Origin of the sequence: Marisediminicola senii, from assembly GCF_011057645.1 — a bacterium.
In the GTDB taxonomy this organism is placed as follows: Bacteria; Actinomycetota; Actinomycetes; order Actinomycetales; family Microbacteriaceae; genus Marisediminicola; species Marisediminicola senii.
Genome location: NZ_JAALGE010000032.1, coordinates 1 through 13,411 on the forward strand (window position 1 = coordinate 1; position 13,411 = coordinate 13,411).

The 13,411-nt window shown below is 67.4% G+C and carries 13 protein-coding genes and 1 tRNA gene; 6 read left to right on the forward strand and 8 right to left on the reverse strand.

Annotated features, from left to right (window positions below):
• Positions 1–118: 118 nt before the first annotated feature.
• Together G5S38_RS10490 and G5S38_RS10495 are read left to right on the forward strand one after the other, a co-directional pair.
• Complete coding sequence (locus G5S38_RS10490) at positions 119–916, forward strand: hypothetical protein (RefSeq protein ID WP_165068241.1); 798 nt, start codon at positions 119–121, stop codon at positions 914–916.
• Positions 917–1,079: 163 nt separating this feature from the next.
• Complete coding sequence (locus tag G5S38_RS10495) at positions 1,080–2,198, forward strand: tyrosine-type recombinase/integrase (RefSeq protein WP_165068244.1); 1,119 nt, start codon at positions 1,080–1,082, stop codon at positions 2,196–2,198.
• Positions 2,199–2,221: 23 nt separating this feature from the next.
• Here the strand turns inward: G5S38_RS10495 and G5S38_RS10500 are convergent.
• The 3 genes from G5S38_RS10500 to msrB all read right to left on the reverse strand — a co-directional run bounded on the left by G5S38_RS10500 (position 2,222) and on the right by msrB (position 3,354).
• Positions 2,222–2,295: transfer RNA gene (locus tag G5S38_RS10500), tRNA-Thr, on the reverse strand.
• A gap of 97 nt (positions 2,296–2,392) precedes the next feature.
• Positions 2,393–2,941 (reverse strand): nitroreductase family protein, encoded by a 549-nt coding sequence (locus G5S38_RS10505; protein WP_165068246.1) that lies wholly within the window; start codon positions 2,939–2,941, stop codon positions 2,393–2,395.
• Positions 2,938–3,354, reverse strand: a complete 417-nt coding sequence (gene msrB / locus G5S38_RS10510) for a peptide-methionine (R)-S-oxide reductase MsrB (protein ID WP_165068249.1) — start codon at positions 3,352–3,354, stop codon at positions 2,938–2,940. The genes G5S38_RS10505 and msrB overlap by 4 nt, the downstream gene beginning before the upstream one ends.
• Before the next feature lie 48 nt (positions 3,355–3,402).
• On the opposite strand from msrB, the gene G5S38_RS10515 reads away from it, so the two are divergent.
• From G5S38_RS10515 to groL, 4 genes are all read left to right on the forward strand, one after another.
• Positions 3,403–3,900 (forward strand): GNAT family N-acetyltransferase, encoded by a 498-nt coding sequence (locus G5S38_RS10515; protein WP_235929012.1) that lies wholly within the window; start codon positions 3,403–3,405, stop codon positions 3,898–3,900.
• Between the two features lie 110 nt (positions 3,901–4,010).
• Entirely contained in the window at positions 4,011–4,343 is a 333-nt protein-coding gene (locus G5S38_RS10520) for a DUF3263 domain-containing protein (RefSeq protein WP_165068251.1), read from the forward strand.
• Positions 4,344–4,357: 14 nt separating this feature from the next.
• Complete coding sequence (locus tag G5S38_RS10525; RefSeq protein ID WP_165068253.1) at positions 4,358–4,930, forward strand: LytR C-terminal domain-containing protein; 573 nt, start codon at positions 4,358–4,360, stop codon at positions 4,928–4,930.
• Positions 4,931–5,086: 156 nt separating this feature from the next.
• On the forward strand, positions 5,087–6,715 hold the full coding sequence (groL, locus tag G5S38_RS10530) for a chaperonin GroEL (RefSeq protein ID WP_165068256.1): 1,629 nt from the start codon (positions 5,087–5,089) through the stop codon (positions 6,713–6,715).
• 166 nt (positions 6,716–6,881) lie between these two features.
• On the opposite strand, the gene G5S38_RS10535 is transcribed toward groL, so the two are convergent.
• The 5 genes from G5S38_RS10535 to G5S38_RS10555 form a co-directional block, all read right to left on the reverse strand.
• Entirely contained in the window at positions 6,882–7,172 is a 291-nt protein-coding gene (locus tag G5S38_RS10535; RefSeq protein WP_165068258.1) for a WXG100 family type VII secretion target, read from the reverse strand.
• 83 nt (positions 7,173–7,255) lie between these two features.
• Positions 7,256–8,911: a sensor histidine kinase gene (locus tag G5S38_RS10540; protein WP_165068260.1), complete on the reverse strand. Its 1,656-nt coding sequence runs from the start codon at positions 8,909–8,911 to the stop codon at positions 7,256–7,258.
• Positions 8,912–8,958: 47 nt separating this feature from the next.
• Positions 8,959–9,651, reverse strand: coding sequence for a response regulator transcription factor (locus tag G5S38_RS10545; protein WP_165068263.1), 693 nt, complete (start codon positions 9,649–9,651; stop codon positions 8,959–8,961).
• 56 nt (positions 9,652–9,707) lie between these two features.
• Positions 9,708–11,390, reverse strand: a complete 1,683-nt coding sequence (locus tag G5S38_RS10550) for a DNA repair helicase XPB (protein ID WP_165068265.1) — start codon at positions 11,388–11,390, stop codon at positions 9,708–9,710.
• A gap of 103 nt (positions 11,391–11,493) precedes the next feature.
• Entirely contained in the window at positions 11,494–13,395 is a 1,902-nt protein-coding gene (locus G5S38_RS10555; protein WP_165068268.1) for a helicase-associated domain-containing protein, read from the reverse strand.
• Positions 13,396–13,411 lie beyond the last annotated feature (16 nt).

The following is a 13,411-nucleotide window of genomic DNA, read 5'->3' on the forward strand; positions in this document are numbered from 1 at the left end:
GCCAGATCCCGCCTCACCCTCGTCCCCGACACCGGAACCGAGGTGACCACCGAACCCGCCCTCGGACTCAGCGCCTAACCCCCAAACCGAAGGACACCGCTACACCACCACCGGGGACTTGACCGATGCCATTCGGGCTAAGTGGCTCGAATTCGCAGGAGTGGTGAACAAGTTGGTCCTACGTGTGGCCGACCCTGACGACTTTGCAGTTGAGGGTGCCAGTTCGTTGAGTGGCGACGACAAGGCATCCCACCCGTTCGAGGTTTCCCATGCAATTCGCCACTTGATTAACGCCTCTGTCGATCAACTCGACGGTATTAGGGTTCTGCTCGCGGACGCCGAGGCGGAGCACCTCGCGGTCGGTTCCACGCTTGCGCGTGCTGCGTTGGAAAATGCGGCAACCGCACTATGGATCCTGGGACCAGACGGGCGTCACAGTCGAGACCGTCGTGTCGAGAGGGTTTTGCGGTGGCACGCACGCAACTACCACGACGAGCAAAAGACGGTGGGCCACCTCGTTGGAGACGCCCCCAAGCGTCACCTTGAGAAGATCTACGAAGTTGCTACTCGCCGGAAGATAGACGCTGACGCTGCGCGGTCGGGTTACAAGGCCACGAAACCCATAACCGAGTGCGCGGAGTTCACGACTATCGACGTGAACTTCCTGTGGTCTGTTGCGTCAGGGTTCGCGCACGGCCGACCTTGGGCCTACAGGGGGCTATTGGAACGCCGCACGCTCCGGGTTGACGATGATGGTCACTCCACAGAGCTCATGAGTCCGAGAAAGGACCTCGCGATTTGGTTGCCGTTTCAGGCGGTCCATTTGCTCGGCGAGGTTATGCGACTGAGGGATCGTCGAGCTGGATTGGCAATGCCTGCGATGCCCGACGGGTCTCCCGACTCATCTCCCCGGTGAGCGCACGCATGGCTCCTATGCGTGAACTCGACAACGGCGGGCCGCACCGCTCATGCCCGTCGAAGGTCTAATCTGACGGTGTCAAAGTCCAGAGCTACTGCACTCAGAGGCAAATATGGGGAGCATTGCGGCGTACCAAACCGCGGCCGGTAGGCGCTATAGGGTGCTGTACCGACGCCCCGACCACCTGCAGACACAGAAGCGCGGATTCACGACCAAACGTGATGCTGAACTATTCCTGGCCCGCATCGAACTCGACAAAAATCGGGGCGCCTACGTCGACCCATCCAAGTCACGGGTGCTCACGGCTGACTGGCTCGACTCGTGGACGGCCAGCCGCTCCGACTGGCGACCAACGTCGCGCGAGCGCGCGCGCGGCATTATCGCTACTCACATCAAGCCCAGCCTCGGCCAGTACCCGCTCGGCGCGCTCGACCACAAAACGGTGCAGGAATGGGCCGGAAGCCTTTCTAAGACCCAGTCTCCGGCAAGCGTGCGCAAGATAGTCAACGTGCTGTCCGGCAGCCTGCAGATGGCTGTCAACGACGGACGACTTCCCGCGAACCCCGCACACAAGCTCAACCTGCCCAAGAGCATCAAAGCCGCCCGGCGCTACCTCACCCACCGGCAAGTCCTCGACCTAGCAAAAGCCGTTGACGCGGAAGGCGATGGCCGGTTCGTGGGGGAGTTGAACGGCTACGGACTGCTTGTTCGCGTACTCGCCTACTGCGGACTGCGCTGGGGCGAACTATCGGGTCTGCGCGTGATGGACATCGACTTCAACCGCGGACGTCTCGAGGTGCAGCACACCGTGATCGAACTCGACGGCGTGCAGCTCGAGTCGCAGCCCAAGAACTACGAGGCACGGTCTATCCCCGTCCCGGCGTCAGTGCTCGCTGAGTTGAAGGTCCACATTGCTGCGAAAGAGCCCGGGGAACCGGTATTTGGCGGCGCCCGCACCGGCGGATGGCTCCGAGGACGCACGTTTCGACGGGGGTGGTTTGATGCCGCAGCAGCGAAGGTCGGCGTCGACGGCTTGACACCACACGAACTGCGGCACACCGCTGCAAGCCTGGCCATCAGCGCGGGAGCTAACGTCAAAGCCGTGCAACGAATGCTCGGCCATGCGTCCGCCGCGATCACCCTCGACGTCTATTCAGACCTCTTCGACACTGACCTCGATGCAGTCTCAGTGGCGCTCGATCAGGCCATTCTGAAAACAGATGTTGCCAAAACGTTGCCACCACGCACGCCCGGTCGAAAAAGCGCCCGAGCCAAATAGGACCTGACCAGCAACTTTTGCAGAGCCCCCTGTCGGATTCGAACCGACGACCCCCGCTTTACAAGAGCGGTGCTCTGGCCAACTGAGCTAAGGGGGCGGACACGCTCGGAGAACGCACTCGCAATGCTATCCGCGGTCCGTGCACCGGCGATAACCGGTGGGGGCGCACGACCCAGACCTACGGGCCCGGCGGGTCAGATCGCGGTGAGGAACTGTTCCGGGTCGATCGGCCGCACGCGATCCTTGCGGGCGGCCTCATCGACCCCACCGACGTAGAGCCACCCGAGCAGGCGTTCGTTCTCGGCCAGCTCGTGCATGCGATGCACGTCGGCGCTGCGGGTCATGGGCCCGCTGCGCCACATCACGCCCCACCCGGCCTCGTCGAGCAGCAGGCTCAGCATGTGGGCGACGCCGGATGCCACGGCCTCCTGCTCCCAGTCGTGCACCTTGACACTCGGCCGCGAGATCGCGACCACCGCGATCAGCAGTTCGGCGCGCAGCGGCTTGCCCGCGAGCTTCTCCGCGGCGGGGCCGTCGGCGCCCGCGGCTGCCGCGAGCGCCGCACCGAGCCGGTGTCGCGCGTCGCCGCGCAGTTCGATGAGCCGGCACGGGCGCAGCGACCCGTGGTCGGCGACCGTCGCAGCGGCAGCGACGAGGGGGAGCAGTTCGGCCCGACTCGGCGCCGCCGGGGTCACGCTGGAGCGCGACCGTCGGCGGTGCGCCGCGTCGAGGGCGCTCGTCACGCCGCGGCGGGAGTGAACTTGAGCGAGAGGGAGTTCATGCAGTACCGGTCGCCGGTCGGCGTCTGCGGGGCGTCGTCGAAGAGGTGCCCAAGGTGCGAGTCGCAGGCGGCGCAGCGGACTTCGGTGCGCACCATGCCGAGACTGCGGTCGGCGATCAGGGTGACGGCGTCGGGGGTGGCGTCGTAGAAGCTGGGCCAGCCGCATCCGGAGTCGAACTTGGTTCCGCTGGGGAACAGCGTCGCGCCACAGGCGGCGCAGGAGAAGGTACCGGCGCGCTCCTCGTCGAGAAGCTCACCCGACCACGGACGCTCCGTCGCAGACTCGCGGAGAACCGCGTAGCGGTCGGCATCGAGCTCGGCGCGCCACTCCTCGTTGGTCTTGCTCACGGTGGGTCCAGTTGAATCGATCGTCATGCCAGTTCCTTTCGTGGATACATCCAGTCACACCTTAAACTCGCGACCGTGACGAATTGTTCCGTGCAATCCAGGACGTGGAGCGAACTCTCCGTCGACGAGCTCTACGCGTTCCTCAAGCTCCGTACCGACGTGTTCTTCGTGGAGCAGAAGGTCGACGAAGAAGAACTCGACAACCGCGACCAGGAACCGTCGACCATACACCTGTGGGTGATGGATGCCGCGGGCACGGCTGCGTACCTGCGGGTGCTCGTCGACGACGTTCCTTCCCACCTCGACGCGCGTCACATCATCGGCCGTGTCGTCGTTCGGGAGGACCGACGGGGAGAGGGGCTCGCGCAGCTGCTCATCGAGGAGGCGCTCAGGGCACATCTCGATGTCGCGTTCGTATTGCACGCGCAGACCTATGTGACCGGACTCTACGGTCGGTACGGGTTCGCGGTCGACGGCGACGATTTCATCGAAGCAGGTATTCCGCACGTGACGATGTACCGGCCGGCCGGCCGCATCGCCGCGTCGACGGTTTCCGAGGCACGCACCGCCTGAGTCCTGCACTGCCCTGAGCCTCGCGCCGCCTGAGCCCTGCGCCGCCCGCGTTGCGGCACGGTTTCCCACCGCTCCAGTCCTATGCTTGCCCCGACCAGAGGGGAGCGACCGTGAGCGAGCATGCCGAATCGGGCGACTCCTCGGAGAACAGACCCCGTCCCCACGCGTCGACCCTCAGCGAACGCGACGCCGCCATCCTCGAGTTCGAGTACTCCTGGCCCGTGCAATCGGGCGCGAAGGAGGAGGCGATCCGCCAGAGATTCGCGATCTCGGCCGCCCGCTACTATCAAGTGTTGAATGCGCTGATCGACACTCCCGCGGCCGTCAGGCACGACCCGATGCTCGTGAAGCGGCTCCAACGCCTGCGACACTCGCGAGTGGGCCCGCGTTCCCGGCCGCAGGGCGGCAGCGGCAGAAGCAGCCAGACGCGACACGACGACTAGGACCACTCCAGCCCATGCCGACTTCATACCCGCCCGACCGGTTCGACACCCTGCCCGACGACATCGCCCGCATCGGCGCGCACCGTGCCCCGCCCGCCAAGGGCCGCGGGTGGATCGCTTTCGCCTGGGCGGCGCTGGCCACGGGCATCCTGGTGGCCATCGGGGTCGTCGCGCTGGTGCTGTTCACCAACTCCATCAATTTCGACCTGCCGTCGGGCGATACCGCGACGTCCCCTTCCGCCGAGGCATCGGAGGAGCCGGCGGAGGAGACCGTCGAGCCGCGGCTCGACGCCACGATCCCGATCACGGTACTGAACGGCACGTCGACCTCGGGCCTCGCAGGCAGCGCGGGCGACCGCCTCGTCGAGGAGGGCTGGGAGGGTGCGGCCATCGGCGTCGGCAACCGCGCCAACGCCGACGCGTCGGACATCGAGACCACGGTCGTCTACTATTCCGACGCCGCCAACGAAGCCGCCGCCCTCGCGCTCGTCGAGAGCCTCGGCGTCGGGGACATCCGCCAGTCGACGGATTACCCGCAGTCACCGCTCGTCGTTCTGCTCGGCGCGGACTACGCGCCCGGCGCGTAGCGGCCAGCCGACTCCGCGCCCGCCGGTTGGCCGCCGCCCGCGCGCCGCTCGCTTGCACTCTCTGGGGCAGAGTGCCAGAATCGTCTGGCACTCCTTCATGAGGAGTGCCAACCGTTTTGCAGAGTTACTGACGTCCCGGAAGGACGAAAAACCCCCATGGCAAAGATCATTGCTTTCAACGAAGAGGCCCGTCGTGGCCTCGAGCGCGGCCTGAACATTCTCGCCGATGCCGTCAAGGTCACGCTTGGACCCCGCGGTCGCAACGTCGTACTCGAGAAGAAGTGGGGCGCCCCCACCATCACGAACGACGGTGTCTCGATCGCCAAGGAGATCGAACTCGACGACCCGTACGAGAAGATCGGCGCCGAGCTCGTCAAGGAGGTCGCCAAGAAGACCGATGACGTCGCCGGAGACGGAACGACCACGTCGGTCGTGCTCGCCCAGGCGCTGGTCCGCGAGGGACTGCGCAACGTCGCAGCCGGCGCCGACCCCATCACCCTGAAGCGCGGCATCGAGAAGGCCGTCACCGCAGTGATCGAAGCCCTCGTCACCGGAGCCAAGGAAATCGAGACCAAGGAAGAGATCGCCGCCACCGCGTCCATCTCCGCCGGGGACCCCGAGATCGGCGCCCTGATCGCCGAGGCCATCGACAAGGTCGGCAAGGAAGGCGTCGTCACCGTCGAGGAGTCGAATACCTTCGGAACCGAGCTCGAGCTCACCGAGGGAATGCGCTTCGACAAGGGTTACCTGTCGGCGTACTTCGTCACCGACCCCGAGCGCCAGGAAGCCGTCTTTGAAGACGCCTACGTGCTCATCGTCAACGGCAAGATCTCCAACATCAAGGACCTCCTGCCGATCGTCGACAAGGTGATCCAGTCGGGCAAGCAGCTCCTCATCATCGCCGAGGACGTCGACGGCGAAGCCCTCGCGACCCTCGTCGTCAACAAGATCCGCGGCATCTTCAAGTCGGTCGCCGTCAAGGCTCCCGGCTTCGGAGACCGTCGCAAGGCCCAGCTGCAGGACATCGCCATCCTCACCGGTGGACAGGTCATCTCCGAGGAGGTCGGACTCAAGCTCGAGAACGCCACCCTCGACCTCCTGGGACGCGCCCGCAAGGTCGTCATCACCAAGGACGAGACCACGATCGTCGAGGGAGCCGGCGAAGCCGACGCCATCGCCGGACGCGTCAAGCAGATCCGAGCCGAGATCGACAACACCGACTCCGACTACGACCGCGAGAAGCTCCAGGAGCGCCTCGCGAAGCTCGCCGGTGGCGTTGCCGTCATCAAGGCCGGAGCCGCAACCGAGGTCGAGCTCAAGGAGCGCAAGCACCGCATCGAAGACGCCGTTCGCAACGCGAAGGCCGCCGTCGAGGAGGGCATCGTTGCCGGTGGTGGCGTCGCGCTCATCCAGGCCGGCAAGATCGCATTCGAGAGCGACGCCCTCACCGGCCTCGTCGGAGACGAAGCGACCGGTGCGAACATCGTTCGCGTCGCCGTCGACGCTCCGCTCAAGCAGATCGCGCTCAACGCGGGCCTCGAGCCCGGCGTCGTCGCCGACAAGGTTCGCAACCTCCCGGTCGGACACGGCCTCAACGCCGCGACCGGCGAGTATGTCGACATGCTCACCGCGGGAATCAACGACCCGGTGAAGGTCACCCGTTCCGCGCTGCTGAACGCAGCGTCGATCGCCGGCCTGTTCCTCACCACCGAGGCCGTCGTCGCCGACAAGCCCGAGAAGAACCCGGCCCCGGCCGGCGACCCCACGGGTGGCATGGACTTCTAAGTCCCACCAGCACCACAGGCGATACCAGCAACACCAGCACGCAGCAATACCAGAACGCAGCAATACCAGCACGCAGCAAGACCAGCACAGGGGCGGTTCCTCCGGGAGCCGCCCCTGTGGCGGTTAACGCGCGAGCGTGGGACACGCGCCGCGGGTCGGGACCCCACTACCGCAGGAACAGCCGGGCGTTCTGCTGCTCGATATCGTCGTACTGCTGCGCGGCCTGGCCGAGCGCGAGGTTGATCGACGCCAGGCTCTCCTCCACCCGCTGCTGGGTTGTCCGCCAGTCGGTAACCACGCCCTGGAATGCCGAGGCCGCCTGCCCCGTCCACGACTGCTGCAGGTTCACGAGCTGGCCGTGCAGGCCGCCCACCTCTGCCTGGATCCGGTCCATCGACGAGCGCACGGCGCCCACCGCAGAGAAGACTGCCTCGCTGTCGACCTGGTATCGGGTCATTGATGCCTCCGGGTATGTCTGGGAGAGCCGGATGCTTCCGACCCCGCCACCACGGTAGGGAGGCGCCGCGCGGGCTGGGCGGCCTAGCGCGGGGCGGGGGACGGCGGGGCGACCCAGCCATCGGGGAGGAGCGGAAGCACCACGCGGAAGGTCGCTCCACCGCCCGGCGTTTCGAGCACGTCCACCGACCCGTCGTGGGCCGCGACGATACCGGAAACGATCGCGAGTCCGAGCCCGCTGCCGCCGGTCTCGCGGGTGCGCGACGTGTCGGCCCGCCAGAACCTCTGGAAGATCTTGTCGCGGATCTGCTGCGGAATGCCCTCGCCATGGTCGACGATGTCGAGCAGCGCCACGCGTTCCGCGAGGTCGACGCTCACGCCGATCTCGATCGGGCTGCCGGCGGGCGTGAACCGTATGGCGTTGCCGAGCAGGTTGGTCACCACCTGCCGGATCTTGTTCTCCTCGCCCAGCACGATCGCGGGCGTGTCCATCGACGTGACGTGGCCGCGCACCGGTGCGGTCTGCTCAGCCACGTCGTCGCTGACCGGGCGCATGCGCCTCGACCGCAGCCGGTTCAGCTGCGAACTCGCGAACGCCATGCGCCGGGCACCCGAACCGCCGCTGCGGCCGGCTTGCACCAACTCGTCGTCGTCGATCTCGTCGTCGAGGTCGGTGCTGTCGGGGAGCGGCTCCGGTTCGGTGAACACGACGCTCACCGTGCGGTCGGGGGAGGAGGCCATGGTGTCGAGCGCCGCGTCGTAGGCGATCGGAACCAGGTCGACCGGGGTGCGCGTCACGGGCTTCGCCTCGTCGATGCGGGCGAGCTCCAGTAGGTCCTCGACCAGCCCGCCCATGCGGATGGCCTCTTTCTCGATTCGCTGCATGGCCTGCGCCACGTCTTCCGGCTTGGTCAGTGCGCCCATGCGGTACAGCTCGGCGTAGCCGCGCACCGACACCAGCGGGGTGCGCAGTTCGTGGCTGGCGTCGCCCACGAAGCGCCGCATCTGCTCGATGGTCTTGGCGCGGTCGCCCAGTGCCTTGTCGATGCGCACCAGCATGGTGTTGAGGGAGCCATTGAGTCGGCCCACTTCGGTGTTGGGTGTGGCACCCGGCATCCGTTCACTGAAATTGCCCTCGGCGATCGCGGCGGCCGTCGCTTCGACCTGTCGGAGGGGAGCGAAGGTCGATGTCACGAGCAGGCGTGTCAGGGCGTAGCCGAGCAGCACCACCGACAACCCGAAGCCGAGGAAGATGCCGGCGTAACGGCTGATGATCTGGTTCGTGTCGTTGAGGTTGAGCCCGACGATCAGGCCGAGCGGGGCGCCGCTGTCGACGTCCATCGCGGGCACGACGACGACGCGCCACTGCGTGGTGCGCGTCGAGTCCCAGAGGGTGAACGCCTCGCCGGTGGAGTTGCGGATGTCGTCGGCGGTGACCTCGGAGACGACCGGCGGCGGGTCCTGGTGCTCATTGGTGCAGACCAAGGCACCCTCGGAATCGACGACGGCGATGAAGTAGTCGTTGGGGCCGGAGGTCTCGCAGGTATCGCGCTGGCCCTCCAGCGAGACGGCGGTCGCGGCGATTTTGGCGTCCACCTCGTCGAGGAGGTAGTTGCGCAGCACGGTCATGGTGCCGACGCCAGCCACCAGGAGCCCGAGGGTCACCAGCAGCACGGTCACGGTCGTGATCTTGGTGCGCAGTGAAACGGAGTTCCAGCGCCTGGTGAGGGGATCGGGCATCAGGGAACCCACGCTAGCGCCTGATGCTGGTCAGACACTGTCGCGTGCTAGCTGCGGGATGCCTTCAGCATGTAGCCGAAGCCGCGCTTGGTCTGGATGACGGGCTCGGCGGAGTACTGGTCGAGTTTGCGGCGGAGGTAGGAGATGTAGCTCTCGACGATGCCGGCGTCTCCGTTGAAGTCGTACTCCCACACGTGGTCGAGGATTTGCGCCTTCGAGAGCACCCGGTTGGGGTTCAGCATCAGGTAACGCAGCAGCTTGAACTCGGTGGGGCTCAGTTCGATCTGCTCCGACCCGATGGTCACCTCGTGCGTGTCCTGGTCCATGGTGAGCTCACCGGTGCGGATGATCGCGTCTTCCTCTTCGGCCATCGTGCGACGCAGGATCGCCTTGATGCGGGCGACGATCTCATCCAGGCTGAACGGCTTGGTCACGTAGTCGTCGCCGCCGACCGTGAGGCCGGTGATCTTGTCTTCGGTGTCGTCCTTCGCCGTGAGGAACAGGATCGGCGAGGTGTACCCAGAGGAGCGGAGGCGCTTGGTCACGCCGAAGCCATTCATGTCGGGGAGCATCACGTCGAGGATGATCAGGTCGGGCTCTTCTTCGAGCACCGCCGAGATCGCCTGGGCTCCGTTTCCGACGGCCCGCACGGCGAAACCGGCGAATCGAAGGCTGGTGGTCAGGAGGTCGCGGATGTTGGGTTCGTCATCGACAATAAGGATCTTGGGGCCGTCGCTCATGACCTTAGTATCTGCGCGTCTTCTGAACGCCTGCTGTGCGCGGCCGGTGTGCTCGCCTACGCGGCAGCGGCGTCGAGCGTGTGCGAGTCGAGGATTGTGTAGCTGTACCCCTGCTCGGCGAGGAACCGCTGGCGGTTCTGCGCGAAGTCCTGGTCGACAGTGTCGCGGGCGACGAGGGTGTAGAAGTTCGCCGGCAGGCCGGACTCCTTGGGGCGCAGCAGCCGGCCGAGGCGCTGCGCCTCTTCCTGCCGCGAGCCGAACGACCCGGAGACCTGGATGGCGACGGTGGCCTCCGGCAGGTCGATCGAGAAGTTGGCGACCTTCGACACCACCAGGATCTTCGTCTCGCCGTCGCGGAACGACTGGTACAGCCGCTCCCGCTCGGCGACGGGCGTCGATCCGGTGAGCTGCGGGGCATCGAGGGCCTCGGCGAGCTGCTCGATCTGGTCGAGGTACTGGCCGATCACGAGGATGCGCTCCCCGTCGTGCTTCTCGATGAGCTGCTTCACGACGTCGAGCTTGGCGGGGGCGGTGGCAGCGAGGCGGTAGCGGATGTCGTCGGCGGATGCCGCGTACTCGAGTCTCTCGCTCTGGGGCAGGTCGACGCGCACCTCGAAGCACGACGCGGGTGAGATGAAGCCCTGGGCCTCGATCTCCTTCCACGGGGCATCGAACCGCTTGGGGCCGATGAGGCTGAACACGTCGCCCTCGCGGCCGTCTTCGCGCACCAGGGTGGCGGTGAGGCCGAGGCGCCGGCGCGCCTGCAGGTCGGCGGTGAGCTTGAAGACGGGCGCGGGCAGCAGGTGCACCTCGTCGTAGATCACGAGGCCCCAGTCCAGCGCGTCGAGCAGCGCGAGGTGCGCATATTCGCCCTTCCGCCGCGCGGTGAGGATCTGGTACGTCGCGATGGTGACCGGTCGAACCTCCTTGGCGCTGCCGGAGTACTCGCCGATGTCGTCTTCGGTGAGGGTGGTGCGCCGGAGCAGTTCTGCCCTCCACTGGTGGGCTGAGACGATGTTGGTCACCAGGATGAGGGTGGTGGTCTTCGCGGTCGCCATCGCGCCGGCTCCGACCAGGGTCTTGCCCGCGCCGCAGGGGAGGACGACGACACCCGACCCGTGCTCGAAGAAGCTGCTGACCGCGTCGTTCTGATACTCGCGCAGGGCGAAGCCGCCCGTGGAGTCGAGGTCGATCTCGTGCGGGGTGCCCGGGGTGTACCCGGCGAGGTCCTCGGCCGGCCAGCCGAGCTTGAGCAGCTCCTGCTTGAGCTCGCCGCGGGCCCACTGCTGGATGACGAAGGTGTGCTCGCCGCGCTTCTCGAACAGCAGGCCGGCGACCTTCTTCGCGCGCGAGATCTCGGCGAGCACGGCGGTGTCAGTGGCGGTGAGGGTGAGTACGCCGTCGTCGTCGCGCTCGATGACCAGCCGCCCGTAGCGGCCGACCGTCTCGACGATGTCGACGAGCACGCCCTGGGGGATGGGGAACTTGGAGTACCGCTCGAGCGCCGCGATCATGTCGTCGGCGGTGTGGCCGGCCGCGCGTGCATTCCACAGCCCGAGGCGCGTGATGCGGTAGGTGTGCATGTGCTCGGGGGCGCGTTCGAGTTCGGCGAACACCGCGATGTCGTGGCGGGCGTCTTCGGCCTGCGGGTGCGCGACCTCGAGCAGCACGGTGCGATCGCTCTGCACGATCAGGGGTCCGGGCTCGTGCGCGGCAGGGGTAGTTCCGGCGGAATTCACCCCGGAAGTCTAACCGCGCCAGCTGGACGGCCCGCCGGTGGGGCCCCGGTTCGACGACACGGCGGGGCCCGGTCCACGGCGGTAGCCGGCCTACGCCCCCGAGCTAATCGGCGGCGGGGGCGACGGCAGAGATGCTCGTCATCGGCAGGGTGCGCTCGATGTCGGAGCGGCGGTCGCGGGCGCGCAGCCTGCCCCCGGCGACGCTGGTGGGCTCGAGTTGGTAATCGACGACCGACCCGTTCGGCATGATGACGCTCACGGTGAGGGCCACCTTGGCCTTGATCGCCGAGTCGAGCTGTCGCAGCAGCCAGGCATCCGCCGGTTCATCGTCATCGGCGGCCACCGCGATACGCAACCGCTCGATCATCGCGTCGACCGGGTCGGTGCTCGCGGCGGTCTTCTGCCGCGCGTGGCGCCGCCGCAGTAGCGCGACGATCTGGCCGCCGGCATCCTCTGCGGCCACCGGGTAGCGCGCATCGCTCACGACCCAGAACATCGAGTCGAACGGCACTCGGCTCACGAGCCGGTGGTGGTCGACCCTGGTGAAGCCGAGGGTCGAGAGGTTCTGGTCGACGAGCACGGTTCCGAGCAGCTGGGAGTCGTCGCTGCGCAGGTAGCTGCGGGCGGCCCGGTCGTCGTCATCGGTGCCGCCGTGGCTGCCGGACTGGTCGGTGATCTCGCCGGCGCGCAGCAGGCCATAGCGGGCGGATGCCTCGGCGATGAGGTAGTCGAGGGGCTGGGGTATTCCGGTCAGCGAGATGCGGCCGAGGAACTCCCGCACCGTGTCGGCCGTCTCGCCCGATGCCATCGCGCGGTTCATGCTCGCGGTGGAGACCCGGTAGCTCGACGCCAGCGCGCGGCTCTCGACCTCGGCCAGCGACCGCAGTCGATAGTCGACGCGCGGCGTGAGTGGGCCAGGCGCCACGATCGAGAGGTCGTGCTGGAGGTAGACCTGCTCCACCTCCGGTGGCAGCAACGGCTGCATGGCGTTCGCCGCAGCATCCGGTCCATGCAGGATGAGCGCGCGGCCGGGGGTCGACGGGGCAGAGTTCGCCGTGATGCCGAGCAGCTCTGCGGCGCGGGTGTGCGCGGCGACCCGGTCGTCCATCCACTCGCCGCCCGCGGGGTAGAGCCAGGCGACGAACTGCCGGAACTCGTCGCCCCAGAACGCGGCGTCGTGGTCGCCGAGCACGGCGAGGATGTCGGCGGGCAGGCGCACGAGCCAGCCGTTGGCGAGGGTGCTCCAGCGGGCGCCCGAGGAGTCGAGCAGCCAGCTGCCGCCGGCGTCGGTGATGAGCCACGAGCCCGATTCCCGGGCGACGAGGCCCGCGTGGTCGGCGATGGTGATGAGGCGGGGCACGCTCTCGAGGTCGACCGACATCGCGTTCGCGAGGCGCTTCGAGTCGGGGAGGGCGATCCCGCCCTTGGCGAGCTCCCTTGCGGGTTCGCGCTCGAGCTGCAGCAGCATCTCGGCGACGGCGGAGGTGGCCGTGAATGCGCGTTCGGCCGCGACCTTGTCCACGAAACGGGGATCGGCGGACCGCGACGTGAGGGCCACCGGCGGTGCGAGGGATGCCGCGAGGTCGGCGAGGCCCGGCAGCCCGAACGCCGGCCACGAGCGCAGCTGCTCGGCGACGCTCTCGTAGACCGCGAACCGGTCGGAGGCCGTCTCGGCGAACAGCAGCCCGACCGCGCGGTGCGCCTGGGCGGTGATGTCGTCAAGGCTGGGGTGCGCTCCACGCGAGGCGAGGAATGTCGCGACATCCTGCACCGTCGCCCCCTCGGTGTCGCGCCCGAGTTCGGCGATCGCGGCGATCGTCGTGAGGGTTCCGCGGTCGAGGCGGCACAGTCTCTGCTGGATGGATGCCCGGTCGAGGAGGGCATCGGCGAGGTCGAAGAAGTCCTTGACCGAGCCGACGCGCAGCTCGCGCTCCCGCACGGCGGCTGCCAGTTCGGCGTCGTCGAGGTTGCGCAGCCTGGTCGCCAGGGACAGCGTGTCGCTCATGAGCGCATCCTTGCGC